This is a genomic window from Nocardiopsis sp. iso_186, from assembly GCF_056173365.1.
Genome location: NZ_CM149670.1, coordinates 2,238,285 through 2,250,899, shown reverse-complemented (window position 1 = coordinate 2,250,899; position 12,615 = coordinate 2,238,285). Strand labels below are relative to the sequence as shown.

The following is a 12,615-nucleotide window of genomic DNA, read 5'->3' as shown; positions in this document are numbered from 1 at the left end:
GAGAATTGGATCGATTCCAGCAACTAGGATTCTCAATCGTGGAACTGCGCCATTTGGAACATTTCGTCGCCGTGGCCGACCGCCGCCACTTCACCCGGGCCGCCGAGGACCTGTCGATCTCGCAGTCGGGACTGTCCGCCTCCATCCGCGCCCTGGAGCGTGAGCTGCGCGCGCAACTGTTCGTGCGCCACACGCGCAGCGTGGAGCTCACCGAGGCCGGTCGCGCCCTGCTGGCCGAATGTCGCCGCACCCTGACCAGTGCCGCGGCCGCGCGCGACGCGGTGGCAGCGGTCCAGGGGCTGCTGCGGGGCAGGCTCTCCGTGGGGGTGGAGCAGTGCATCGGGGTGGTGGACGTCCCCGACCTGCTGGCCGCGTTTCGGACCGCGCACCCGGGCGTGGAGGTGGCGCTGCGGCAGGCGGGGTCGGTGGGGCTCCTCCAGGACGTGCACGCCGGCCACCTGGACCTGGCGCTGGTCTCCTCCGCCGGGGAGCCGGTCGTGGGGGTGACCCTGACGGCGCTGCGCACCGAGCCGATCCTGCTGGTGTGCCATCCCGAGCACCCTTTGGCCGAGCGCTCACATGTCACCCCCGAGGATCTGGGCTGCGAGACCTTCGTGGGGTTCGACCCCTCGTGGGGCGCGCGCACGATCGTGGACGCGGCGCTGGCCGCGGCGGGAGTGCGCCATCGGGTGGAATTGGAGGTCAACGACGTGCACACCCTGCTCGAACTCGTGGGGCACGGCTTGGGGGTGGCACTGGTCCCGGCGCCGATCGCGGCCAAGCCCGTGGCGCGCGTGGCCCGGGTGGCGGTGCACGGGGCGGCGGCGGGCCCGTGGCAGGTATCGGTGGCGACCCCCGCGACCGGGCCGAGCGTGGCCGCCAAGGCGCTCCTGGAGATGCTTCCCGCGTAGCCTCAGCCCTTGCGGGAGGACTCGCGGCGTACCAGGTGGCGCCGGACGATCTCGATCTCGGCGGGCTCGCGTCCGGCGAACATGTCCCAGATGGCGCCGCAGGCGCTCTCCGCGATCTTCTCGACGGACCCGTGTACCGAGGACAACGACGGAGAGACGTAGGGCAGGAAGTCGGTGTCGCCGAAGCCCACGATGGACACGTCGTCGGGGACGCGCAGCTCGTGGTCGGCGAGCGCGCGGCTCGCCCCCAGCGCGACCTCGTCGTTGACGGCCAGGATCCCCCCGGGAATCCGTGCGGCCGCTACCTGTTCCTGGACAGCGGCGTAGCCGGCCGCGAACCCCAGTCCGTCGAGGGGCCAGAGCCATTCCTGTGGGTCGCGCCCCTTGGCCAGGAGAGCGTCCGCGTAGCCGGCGAAGCGTTCGGCTCCCAGGTAGGAGCAGCTGAGCCCGCCCAGGAACGCGACCGGTTCCGCGCCGACCTCCAACAGGTGCTCGGTGGCCTCCCTGGCACCGGTGCGGTCGTCGTACTGCACGGTCGGCCAGGTGGCGTTCTCGACGCGTTGGCCGGCCACCACCAGGGGAAAACGGGTTCGGGCCCGACTCAGGGCGTCAACGGTGACGGGATCGTCCAGGCGGTCGCCGGTGGACAGGATGACGCCCTCCGACCCCTGCCTGGCAAGACTTTCCAGGGTGCGCACCAGGCTGGAGGTGTCGTGGTCGAGGTCGTAGAGGAGCGTGGCGTAGCCGTGCCGCTCCAGTTCGACGCGCAGGGCCCGCACCAGCATGACGTACCAGGGCTGGGACAGGCTGGCCACCACGATCGACACCGTACGGAAATAACCGCCGCGCAACCCGGAGGCGGCACGGTTCACGTGATAGTCGAGTTCGGCCATGGCCTTCTCGACGCGCTCGCGGGTGGCCGGGGAAACGAGTTCCGGACGGTTCATGACCCGCGAGACGGTGGCAACCGAGACACCGGCCCTATGGGCGACGTCAACGATATTGGCCGCCCCCGGGCGTGGCGAAGTGGACTTCGACCGCGGCGTTTCGGGGTCTTTTCCCAAATCCCGCTTCGGCACGCCCGGACCTCTTTCAATCACTTATTGGTCGGCGTTTCTTCGTGCGGCGACCGCCCCGCCCCCGGTGCCCCCCGCAGGGTCAACCGGATGATCCGCGAGACAGTGTACCCGTACGTCCATCCACGGCCATACCGGCAACGACGAAATGATCCGGTGCATCTCCGTGGGATCGGAGGCGCGCCACAACCCCCAGTTCTCCTGTCGCCCGGGTACCCGCCACATTCGTACGAGGTGGCCATCCTCGGCGTGCTGGGCGGCGATACGCCGTTCCAGGACCGACAGCTCCGACTTCTTCTCCTCGTCCATATCCGGTCCCCAATTGATCGTGATATTGATCAGGAACTCCATATGCCCTGCTTCCTACTTCGTTGAATCGGTGAATTCGGCCAGGACCGCGCGGGCGGAATTCCGACCGGGGACCCCGGTGACATAACCTCCCGGCCAGGTTCCGGCTCCCGTGAGGAAAAGTCCGGGGATCCGGCTGCGATATCCCCCGCCGGGGGTCGGCGCACGGAAGCCGAACAGCTTTCCGGGGGTCATGTCCTCGTGGGTGATGTTGCTGCCGGGCAAACCCAACTCCGTCTCCAACTGCACCGGATCCATGAACCGGTGGTCCACCACCCGCTCGGAAAGGCCGGGGAAGTGGCGGTCCAGTACCGCCAGGCACCGACGGCCGAACACGTCGCGTTCGGTCTCCCAGTCGCCTTCGCGCAGCGTGTAGGGCGCGTGCCAGACGTTGATGCTCATCAGGTGGCGCCCGGGCGGGGCCAGGCCGGGAGAGGTCAGTGACGGCACCAGACCCCACATGATGGGTTCCCGCGAAGGGACGCCGGCCAGCCCGTCGAGGATCGAGCGCTCGATGTACTCAGGCGAGGGGCCCACGCGAAACTGCACGCCCAGGATCTGCTCGGCGGTTGCCCCTTCCGGGAGGGCGCGCACGCCCGGAAGCCCGTCGAGCCCCAGAACGATCTTGAACGCCGAGCCGGTGGGCTTGGCCGCAGGAGGCCGTCCGTCCAACAGCGCGACGCGACCGGGCTCGTCCAGCAGCCGGCGGACCAGGGTGTCGGGGCTGACCGCGGAGACGACCGTGCGCGCGGCGATCGCGCGCCCCGACTCCGTGACCGCCCCGGTCACGCGGTCCCCGTCGGTCAGAACCTGTGCGACCGGGTCACCGGTCACGAACTCGACCCCGGCGCTGCGGCAGCAGCGCTCCAACGCGTCGATGATCGCGCCCATGGAACCGACGGGCAGCCCCACCGATCCGCGGATCGGGGACCGGTTGGGGTCGTTCGGGTCTTCGGTCGCAGTCGATGCCTTGGACAGCGGACGCAGGAGCAGCCCGATTCCAGACCCCGCCGCTGCCGGGGCCAACAGGTTGCCGTTGACCGCCAGCATCGTCAGGATCGCCTTGGCCTGATCGGAGCGCAGGTGCTCGTCGAGCAGCTCCTTGACACCGCCAAGGAAGAGCCGGGCGAACATCTCCTGGTCCGGCTCCGCTCCGAGCCCGGCCACCAGCGCGGACAGGTCCGGCGGCGGTTCGAAGACCGAGGCGCCCAGGGCACGGCCGAAGTCGTCCAGGCGTGCGACCAGGGCGCGGTAGCGCCGCGCCTCGCCCCGCGCGTACCCCTCCAGTTGGCGGTCCACCGCCGCTGGATCGCGCCAGCCGACGAAGGCGCCGTCGTCGAAAGGGTGGAACAGCGTGGGGTCGGGACGAACGAAACGCAGCCCGAAGGCGGTCAGGTCGAGCTCGCGCAGAACAGTGGGTTCGAAGGAACCCGGGGAGTTGGTGAAAGCGGTCCGGTAGCCGGGCATGAACTCGTAGGTGCCGACCGGCCCGCCCAGGACCGTCCTGGACTCCACCACCGTGACGGACAGGCCCGCGCGCGCCAGGTAGGCCGCGCAGACCAGGCCGTTGTGGCCCCCGCCCACCACGACCACGTCGCGCGGGTCCGGCGCTGCCTGAACGGCCATGTCAGGCCCGCACCGCGGGTTGGAAGCCCTGCTCGAACAGCCGCATCCAGTTGCCACCGGCGACCAGCGCCAGTTCGTCGCGGCTCAGTCCGCGGTTGACCAGCGCCTCCAGCACGCCCGGGAACGCCTCGGGCGAGCTGAACCACGACGGCCACTCGACCACGGGGCCGTCGCCGATGGGGATGGGGCTCTCACGGCCCCACCGGCCGGCCCGCCACCACTTGACCATGCTGGCGTCGTAGCCGGTGTAGAAGTCGGTGCCGAAGGCGACGTGTTCCACCCCCAACTGGTCGATGGTCCACAGCGTCATGTCCACGAAGCTGTCGAGTGTGGTGGCGGCACCGTCGCGTAGCATCCGCACATAGGGGCTCAGGCCCACCACTCCGCCGCGCCCGGCGAGCTTGCGCAGGACTTCGGTGGACTTGGGCCGGCGGCTCAGCTCCACGCCGTCGCCGACGAACTCGATGGGGTTGGCGTGCGTCACGGCGACGGGCGCCGCGCTCATGTCGATGGTGTCCAGGCAGGTGCGCTCGGAGCAGTGTGAGAGGTCGATGAGGACACCGACGTCGTTCATCTCCTTGATGAAGTTGGCACCCACGTGCTTGGAGACACCGTTGTCGTCGTCCTCCCAGCAACCGGCGGCGATGCTGTTCTGCGTGTTGTAGGTGAGCTGCATGATGCGCACCCCCAGGTCGGCGAAGACCCGGACCAGCCGGATGTCGTCCTCCAACGGGGTGGTGTTCTGGAACCCGAAGAGGACGGCGGTCTTGCCCGCGGCGTTGATGCGGGTGATATCCGCGACGCCGTGGGCCTGCTCGATGAGGTCGGAGTTGGCGGCGAAGAGGTCGTTCCACTCGCCGATGACCGAGAGGGTCTCTCGGGCGGTCTCCCACACCGCGATGGTGACGTGCACGCATCCGACGCTGCCGCGCCGCCACTCCTCGAAGCGGGCGCGGTCGGGTTTGCTGTACTCAAGGCAGTTGACGGTGAAGGGCAGCGGGTCGGCGACCGGGCTGGACACGATGGTGGCTCCGTTTCTCTTCATGGGGACAGTGCGGTCGGTCAGGCGATGGCGAACGGGTCGGGGTGCGGCCCGTAGTCCTGCACAACCGATTTGACCTGGGTGAACTCGCGCATTGCTTCGAGGCCGTTCTCTCGGCCCAAGCCCGACTGCTTGTAGCCGCCGAAGGGCATGCGCCAGTCGATGGCGCGGTAGGTGTTCACCCACACCGTCCCTGCTGCCAGTCCCCTGCTCATGCGGTGGGCGGTGTCGGCCGATGCCGACCACACCCCTGCGGCCAGGCCGTACTCCACGCTGTTGGCGATCTCCAGTGCCTCCTCGGCGGAGCCGAAGACGTGCAGGACGCCCACCGGCCCGAAGACCTCTTCGCTGCACACGGCCATGTCCTCGGTGGTGGCTTCCAGCACCGTGGGCGGGAACCAGTTGCCGCCGGCCAGTTCCGCACCGGGTTCGACGCGCGTGCCGCCGAACAGGGGCTGCGCGCCCCGGGCCAGCGCGTCGTTGACGAAGCCTTCGATGCGCTCCAGTTGGGCGGAGGAGGCCACCGGCCCCAAGTGGGTGCCGCCCTCGTAGGGGTCGCCCACCACGATGTGGGCCGCGTGCGCCTTCAGCCGAGCGGTGAACTCGGCTGCGATCGCCTCGTGGACGAGGATGCGCGAGCCCGCCACGCAGGTCTGGCCGGTAGCGCTGAACAGTCCCTGGGCCACGGCGATGACGGCGGAGCCGAGGTCGGCGTCGTCCATGACGATGTGGGCGGACTTCCCGCCCGCCTCGCACACGAAGCGCCCCAGCCGCCCGGCCACGACCGCGCCCAGGCGCCGGGCGACCGCGGTGCTGCCGGTGAAGGACACCAGGTCCACCCGTTCATCGGCGGCCAGTGCGGCCCCCTCCTCCGCACCGCCCACGACGACGTTGAGCACGCCCGGTGGCAGGCCGGCTTCCAGGGCCAGTTCGGCCAGGCGGGCGGTGGAGGCTGCCGCGTGCACCGGAGGCTTGACCACGACGCTGTTGCCGACGGCCAGGGCGGGGGCGATCTTCCACGAGCCCAGCGACAGCGCACCGTTGAACGGGGTGATCGCCGCGACGACACCGACGGGCTCCTCGACGACGACGCCGTCGCGGGTGGGCGACAGCGACCGGTAGGACCCGGTGTGGGTCTCGGCCGCCGCGGCGAAGAAGTCGTACCAGCGCTGGAGGACGGTCATCTCCGCGGTGGTGGAACGCAGCGGCTTGCCGTTGGCCAGCGTCTCGTACTCGGCGAGGTCCGCTGCGTCTCGGGCGATCAGCGCACCGAGGCGGCGCAGGACCTCGGCTCGCTGCCAGCCCTGGAGCTGGGCCCAGCCAGAGGTGGCGCGCGCCTGCTCGGCCGCCGCGACCGCGCGGTGGACGGCCGCGGGGCTCACCACCGCCTCGCCCCATACGGCGCCGGTGGCCGGGTTGACGAGGGGGACCGCGGTGCCGTCCTCGTGGTCGGGTTCGCCCGCGATGTGGGAGCGCACCGTGGTCGAGGAGACGCGCTGTTGCGGCGAGCGACGCGGTGCTGTGGTCGGTGTGTTCATGAGAAACCCCGTTTCGGCGACCCGTTCCGGCCCTGACGGGCCGGAACGGGTCGGGTGGATGTCACTTCCAGCGGATGACGAGCCGGCCCAGCAGCTCGACGCCGTAGTAGAGGAGCAGGCCCATGGCGGTCAGAACGACCAGGGCAGCGAAGAGGGTGTCGGTCATGAGGTTGCCCTGGGTGACGATCAGGAGATAGCCCAGGCCGGAGTCGCTGCCGACGAACTCCCCGACGATGGCGCCCACGATCGCGAACGCGATCGCGAGCTGAAGGCCGGTGATGATGAAAGGCAGGGCACTGGGCAGGCGCAGGTAGCGAAAAACCTGCCATTGCGAGGCGCCCATGGAGCGCATGAGGTGCAGGGAACCCTCGCTGACCGAGTTGAGCCCCTGGGTGGCGTTGACGACCACCGGGAAGAACGCCATGACGAAGGCGATGAGCGACGACGTGGTGACGCCGGTGCCGATCCACACCACGAACAGTGGGGCGATGGCGACCTTGGGGATGACCTGGGAGGCAACCAGTACCGGGTAGAGCGCGCGCCCGGCAAGCGGCCAGGCGACCATGACCACAGCCAGCAGGACGCCCACGACCGCGCTGAGCGCGAACCCGACGAGGGTCTCGGCGAGGGTGACCAGGGCATTGCTCCAGAGAAGTCCCCAGTTGTTGACGCCTGCCGTCCAGATGTCGCTGGGTGCGGGCAGCAGGTAGAAGGGCACGTCCAGGACGCGGACGCACACCTGCCAGACGGCGACCAGGCCCACGAGCATGACCAGGGGTGCGAACCCCGGTGCTCCGGCGAGGCGGCGCAGTCCGGTGCGGGGCGCGGTGGCCCGACCGGTCGGCGCGGTGCTGTGGCTCATCGCTGCGTCCCCTCGTGGTGGCCGGCGGGGCGGCGGTCGCGGAGGATGCCGAGGTCCTCGAAGACCTCGGTCACCTGGCCGACGTAGTCGGCGAACCGGGGGGTCTCCCGGACGTGCAGTCCCCGGGGCCGGGGCAGGTTGACGGTGATGTCGGCGACGACCCGGCCGGGGCGGGGCGACATGACCAGGATCCGGTCGGAGAGGAACACCGCCTCGCTGATGGAGTGGGTCACGAAGACGACGGTGGTGTCGCGCTGGGCGGCCATGTCAGCCAGGTTGACGGCCATCTGGTCGCGGGTCATGGCGTCCAGTGCCGCGAAGGGCTCGTCCATCAGCAGCAGCCGGGGGTCGTGCAGGATCGCCCGGCAGATGCCGACGCGCTGGCGCATTCCTCCCGACAGTTCCCGCGGGTACTTGTTCTCGCAAGCCTCCAGTCCCACCTGCGCCAGCAGCTCGCGGGCGCGGTCCCGCATGGCTTTGCGGTCGGCGCGCCGGACATCGGCCTGGAGAAGGATGTTGTCGATGACGGTGCGCCATGGCATGAGCAGGTCTTCCTGGAAGACCATGCCCAGGTCGGGGTGCGGGGCGGTGACGGTGGTGCCGCCGACCTCGATCGTTCCGGAAGTGGGGTGTTCCAGCCCTGCGATGAGGCGCAGCAGGGTGCTCTTTCCGCAGCCGCTGGGGCCCAGCAGGGAGAGGAACTGTCCGCCGGGGACCTCGGTGGTGAGGTCGTGCAACGCGGTGACCGAGGAGCGCGTGGAGGCGTACACCCGCTCGACACCGCTGATGCCGATCCGGGCTGCCCGCCCCGACGCGGGAGCGGCGGCCTGGCCCGGGGCCGCCATCACTGGCCGTCCGGCAGGAAGTCGTTGGTGTACATGTCGGCGACGGCCGTGTCGCCCTCGACCCCACCGTAGGTCTGCAGGATGTCGATGGTGTCAGCCCAGGCCGACTCGCTGTTGCTGCCCCAGGGGGCGTCGGTGTCGGCGGCGGGGACCAGTTCGAGCCAACCGGAGAGCTGGCTGGTGCAGAAGGACTCGGTCAGGGTTCCGTCGGACTCCGCCGCGAGGACCTCGCACGCCTCTTCCTGGTTCTCCTCTGTGTAGTCCAGGCCCTTGCGATAGGCGCGCAGGAACGCGGTGATCGTCTCTCCGTCGCCGTCGGTGAGGGCGTTCCCGGCGACGAATCCGTGGTCGAGGACGTCGGCCCCGGCGTCGGAATAGAGGAGGGTGCGTGCCTCCTCGCCTGCGTCAGCGATGGCGCTCTGGGCGTAGTATCCCTGGCCGCTGATGGCATCGACCTTGCCGGCGAGCAGGGCTGCGATCTTTCCGTTCGCGGGGAGGTTGACGATGGTGACGTCGTCCTCGGGGATGTCGTTGGCGCTGAGGAAGGCCGGGACGAGGGTGGAGTCCGACCCGCCGGGGGTGCTGCCGATGCGCAGGCCCCGCACGTCGTCGGGTTCCTGGATGGCGGAGTCCTCCAGGACGGTCAGGCCGGTGGCGTTCTTGTGCTGAACGGTGGCCACCGACACCACGGGCAGGCCCGACATCATGGAGGCCGCCGCGGTGGAAAGGTTGACCCAGCCGATGTCGGCCTTTCCGGTGCCAACTGCCAGCACACCGTCCTTGGAGCCCGCGGTGAGCTGCAGTGTCGTGGTGATCCCCTCTTCGTCGAAGAAGCCCTTCTCTTGTGCGATCACCAGCGGCGCGTGGTAGGCCACGTAGCTGTTCCAGTCGAGCGCGACGCGCACTTCCCGGTTCCCGTCGGCGTCGGTGGTCCCTGCGGCGCCGCCCGCGGTGCCGCAGGCGGCCAGTCCCGTGGCGAGCGCCGCTGCGGCCAGTGCGCGCGGCAGTGAACGGCGACAGGGGATGTGGCGTGCGTTGGGTGTGGACATGGCTTCCTCGCAGAGTGTGTGGAGGTGCTTGACGCCTTGGCGATCGTTCAGCGCGGTGCTGCGAGAGATCTATGAAAACGTCTTCATCGAAGAGTAGGGGCGCCTCTCGACAGACGTCAAGAGTTCATCTACCGCCGTCGCGCCGCCTGGGCACTCACCCATAACCCCAGTTGGAGACGGCACCGGGCTCTCCGACGGGCTTCAGCGGCATCGGACGGCTTTGTGAAGAATCGATTAACGAGGGGCGGAGCGCGCCAGCCCCGCACCGAGCGAACGCGACCGACGGCGCAGCGTGGATCGCGCGGCCCCCACAGCGGTCCCGCCGTACTGCGCGCTGTGGGGACGAACGCGGAAACGAAGGCGCGGGCCTGCCGCAACCGCCGTGGCGGTGGTCGCCCGGCAGCGGGAATCGTCTACCGTACCTGGGTGTCCACCACCACGATCCTGCTCGTCCTGGACCTCGCCGGGGTGCTCGCGTTCGCCGTGGACGGGGCGCTGGTCGGTATACGGTCCTCGCGCATCGACATCGTCGGAGTGATCACGCTGGGGGTGATCACCGCACTGGGCGGCGGCATCATCCGCGACCTGCTCCTGGGCGCCACCCCCGCCACCTTCCAGGACTGGCGCTACGTCATGACGGCACTGGTCGGCGCGCTGCTGGCCTTCTTCCTGAGCCGCCACCTGGAACGCCTCAGCGGAGCGATCACCTTCCTGGACGCCGCCGGGCTGAGCCTGTTCTGCGTGACGGGTGCGGCCAAGGCACTGGAGTTCGGATTCGGCCCGCTCCAGGCCGCGCTGCTGGGCGCGATCACGGGGGTCGGCGGGGGGACGCTGCGCGACGTGCTGATCAACCGGGTGCCGGCGGTGATGTCGCGGGACAGCACCCTGTACGCGATCCCGGCCCTGACCGGGGCTTGCATCCTGGTGGGGACGGTCACGACACTGGGCGGGTACGGCCCCGTGGGAGCGGTCGCCGGCGCCCTGGTGTGCTTCACCCTGCGCACCGTGGGGCTGCGCTACCGCTGGCGCGCGCCCGCACCGCGCGGCACCGACAACGGGGGATGACCTTCTGGATCGGAGCATCGTCCGCGGCCCGTCCGACGACCGCCGAGCGGTTCCCCGAACGGTCGGGCGCCGTCCGTGCCGCGCGACCGCTCAGGGGCGGGGAATGTTGCGCAGGTTGGACCGGGCCATGTCCAGGGCGCGGCCCACCCCGCCGGTGAGGACCGTCTTGGACATCGACAGCGCGAACCCTCCGACCTGCGCACCGGTGATCTTGGGGGGCACCGACAGCGCGTTGGGGTCGGTGACCACGTCCACCAGGAACGGCCCCGGTGTCGCGAACGCTTCTTCCAGTGCCCCGCGCACCTTTGCGGGTTCGGTGACCCGGACGGCGCCGGCCCCGCAGGCGCGGGCGATCGCGGCGAAATCCGTGGAGACGTTGTCGGTACCGTAGGGCGGCAGCCCCGCCACCATCATCTCCAGCTCCACCATGCTCAGGGAGGAGTTGTTGAAGAGCACCACCTTCACCGGGAGGCGGTGCTGGACCAGGGTGAGGAAGTCGCCCATCAGCATCGCGAACCCGCCGTCGCCCGACATCGCCACGACCTGGCGCTCCCGGTTGACGAGTTGGGCGCCGATCGCGTGCGGCAGGGCATTGGCCATGGAGCCGTGCTTGAACGAACCGATGACGCGGCGCCGGCCGTTGGGGGTGATGTAGCGTGCCGCCCACACGTTGCACATGCCCGTGTCCACGGTGAACACCGTGTCGTCGGCGGCCACCGCGTCCAACTGGTCGGCGACGAACTCGGGGTGGACGGGGACGTGCCGCTCGACGTCACGGGTGTAGGCGTCCACCACCCCTTCCAGGGCTTCGGCGTGCGCGCGCAGCATCCGGTCCAGGAAGCGGCGGTCGGTGCGCTGCTCGATCCGGGGGGTCACCGCCCGCGCGGTGGCACCCACGTCTCCCCACACCGCGAGGTCCAGTCGGGAGCGGCGCCCCAACCGCTCGGGGCGGATGTCCACCTGGGCGACGCGGGCGCGCGTGGGAAGGAACTCCTCGTAGGGGAAGTCCGTGCCGAGCATGAGCAGCAGATCGCATCCGTGCATGGCCTCGTAAGCCGCGCCATAGCCCAGAAGGCCGCTCATCCCGACGTCGTAGGGGTTGCCCCATTGGATGTACTCCTTGCCGCGCAGCGCGTGGGCGACAGGAGCGCACAACCGTTCGGCGAGCGCCACGACCTCGTCGTGTGCGCCGGCGCACCCGGCCCCGCACAGCAGGGTGACCTTGGCGGAGCCGGCGACGAGGTCGGTCAACCGCTCGATGTCGCCCTCACCTGGGCATACCGTGGGCCGCTCGGCGACCACCGAGTGGTTCAGGACGGCCGCGTCCACGGTCTTGTCGGCGACGTCACCGGGCAGCACCACCACGGAGACGCCCTGGAGGCCCACCGCGTTCTGGAGGGCGATCTGCAGGACCCGCGGCATCTGGGCGGGATCGCCGATCATCTCGCAGTAGTGCGAGCACTCGGTGAACAGCCGTTCGGGGTGGGTCTCCTGGAAGAAATCGGTGCCGATCTTGGCACCGGGAATGTGGGAGGCGATGGCCAGCACCGGCGCCATGCTCCGGTGGGCGTCGTAGAGGCCGTTGATGAGGTGCAGGTTTCCCGGTCCGCAACTTCCCGCGCACGCGGTCAGCTTTCCCGACACCTGGGCTTCGGCCGCGGCCGCGAACGCACCGGCCTCCTCGTTGCGCACATGGACCCACTCGATGCCCTTCGTGCGGCGCACGGCGTTGACCACCGGGTTGAGGCTGTCGCCGACCACCCCGTAGATCCGCTCGACCCCCGCGTTGACCAGGATGCGAACGAACTGCTCCGCGACACTCTCCTTGGCCATGTGTCCCCCCGGCTCGTCTGCAACGGTGCCGTCCCGACCGCGTGGCGGGAAGCTCGCTTCGGGGAGCACCTGCTGCCCAGGTCGCACCGATCGCACACGTTGGCGGCACGGGGATCGTTCACCGCGGGTGATCGGTTGGGTGCTTCGGGGGCGGCGCCGACCGACGACGCGGGTCTTTTCGGCCACGGGTGCCCCGGATCACAGCAGCCCCCGCACGGGCGACGATCAGACGCTCCGCTCCCGTCTCCGGTGCAAAATCGAGACTCTGCGGCCGTTTTGCGACCGCGACCGGCTCCGGGCAGCGGGTTCTGATCCACAGGGACGCGGACGACACGGGGCGCTCGGGCGGTCCATGATGTTCTCCGACCCGCAGGAAGGGTAGCGTCCGTGCTGTTCGACGTACCCAACAACCCCATTCGC

The 12,615-nt window shown here is 69.9% G+C and carries 11 protein-coding genes; 2 read left to right on the top strand and 9 right to left on the bottom strand.

Features of this window, described 5'->3' with window-relative positions:
* The first annotated feature begins 38 nt into the window (after positions 1-38).
* Positions 39-911 (top strand): LysR family transcriptional regulator, encoded by an 873-nt coding sequence (locus AC0VYP_RS10045; protein ID WP_475473653.1) that lies wholly within the window; start codon positions 39-41, stop codon positions 909-911.
* Between the two features lie 2 nt (positions 912-913).
* Here AC0VYP_RS10045 and AC0VYP_RS10040 read toward each other — a convergent pair whose 3' ends face one another.
* From AC0VYP_RS10040 to AC0VYP_RS10005, 8 genes are all read right to left on the bottom strand, one after another.
* The gene (locus tag AC0VYP_RS10040) at positions 914-1,990 is read right to left on the bottom strand and encodes a LacI family DNA-binding transcriptional regulator (protein ID WP_475473652.1); all 1,077 of its coding nucleotides are present in this window, start codon (positions 1,988-1,990) and stop codon (positions 914-916) included.
* Positions 1,991-2,011: 21 nt separating this feature from the next.
* Entirely contained in the window at positions 2,012-2,338 is a 327-nt protein-coding gene (locus tag AC0VYP_RS10035) for a muconolactone Delta-isomerase (RefSeq protein ID WP_285760220.1), read from the bottom strand.
* A 12-nt stretch (positions 2,339-2,350) separates the two neighbouring features.
* Complete coding sequence (locus AC0VYP_RS10030; protein ID WP_475473651.1) at positions 2,351-3,961, bottom strand: phytoene desaturase family protein; 1,611 nt, start codon at positions 3,959-3,961, stop codon at positions 2,351-2,353.
* Between the two features lies 1 nt (position 3,962).
* A complete protein-coding gene (locus tag AC0VYP_RS10025) occupies positions 3,963-4,982 on the bottom strand; it encodes a membrane dipeptidase (RefSeq protein ID WP_475473650.1) in 1,020 nt (339 codons plus the stop codon).
* A gap of 41 nt (positions 4,983-5,023) precedes the next feature.
* Positions 5,024-6,541: an aldehyde dehydrogenase family protein gene (locus AC0VYP_RS10020; RefSeq protein WP_475473648.1), complete on the bottom strand. Its 1,518-nt coding sequence runs from the start codon at positions 6,539-6,541 to the stop codon at positions 5,024-5,026.
* A 61-nt stretch (positions 6,542-6,602) separates the two neighbouring features.
* The gene (locus tag AC0VYP_RS10015; RefSeq protein ID WP_475473647.1) at positions 6,603-7,403 is read right to left on the bottom strand and encodes an ABC transporter permease; all 801 of its coding nucleotides are present in this window, start codon (positions 7,401-7,403) and stop codon (positions 6,603-6,605) included.
* Positions 7,400-8,248: an ABC transporter ATP-binding protein gene (locus AC0VYP_RS10010; protein WP_475473646.1), complete on the bottom strand. Its 849-nt coding sequence runs from the start codon at positions 8,246-8,248 to the stop codon at positions 7,400-7,402. Before AC0VYP_RS10010 ends, AC0VYP_RS10015 begins: the two co-directional genes overlap by 4 nt.
* Entirely contained in the window at positions 8,248-9,297 is a 1,050-nt protein-coding gene (locus tag AC0VYP_RS10005; protein WP_475473645.1) for an ABC transporter substrate-binding protein, read from the bottom strand. Before AC0VYP_RS10005 ends, AC0VYP_RS10010 begins: the two co-directional genes overlap by 1 nt.
* 426 nt (positions 9,298-9,723) lie before the next feature.
* On the opposite strand from AC0VYP_RS10005, the gene AC0VYP_RS10000 reads away from it, so the two are divergent.
* Positions 9,724-10,362 (top strand): trimeric intracellular cation channel family protein, encoded by a 639-nt coding sequence (locus AC0VYP_RS10000; protein ID WP_285760227.1) that lies wholly within the window; start codon positions 9,724-9,726, stop codon positions 10,360-10,362.
* 90 nt (positions 10,363-10,452) lie between these two features.
* On the opposite strand, the gene AC0VYP_RS09995 is transcribed toward AC0VYP_RS10000, so the two are convergent.
* Entirely contained in the window at positions 10,453-12,195 is a 1,743-nt protein-coding gene (locus AC0VYP_RS09995; protein WP_475473644.1) for a pyruvate dehydrogenase, read from the bottom strand.
* Positions 12,196-12,615: the final 420 nt, after the last annotated feature.

Bases quoted from the DNA above. Each gene is read 5' to 3' on its own strand.
- AC0VYP_RS10035 (WP_285760220.1), bottom strand. From the start codon at position 2,338: ATGGAGTTCCTGATCAATATCACGATCAATTGGGGACCGGATATGGAC.
- AC0VYP_RS10030 (WP_475473651.1), bottom strand. From the start codon at position 3,961: ATGGCCGTTCAGGCAGCGCCGGACCCGCGCGACGTGGTCGTGGTGGGC.
- AC0VYP_RS10020 (WP_475473648.1), bottom strand. From the start codon at position 6,541: ATGAACACACCGACCACAGCACCGCGTCGCTCGCCGCAACAGCGCGTC.
- AC0VYP_RS10015 (WP_475473647.1), bottom strand. From the start codon at position 7,403: ATGAGCCACAGCACCGCGCCGACCGGTCGGGCCACCGCGCCCCGCACC.
- AC0VYP_RS10010 (WP_475473646.1), bottom strand. From the start codon at position 8,248: ATGGCGGCCCCGGGCCAGGCCGCCGCTCCCGCGTCGGGGCGGGCAGCC.
- AC0VYP_RS10005 (WP_475473645.1), bottom strand. From the start codon at position 9,297: ATGTCCACACCCAACGCACGCCACATCCCCTGTCGCCGTTCACTGCCG.
- AC0VYP_RS09995 (WP_475473644.1), bottom strand. From the start codon at position 12,195: ATGGCCAAGGAGAGTGTCGCGGAGCAGTTCGTTCGCATCCTGGTCAAC.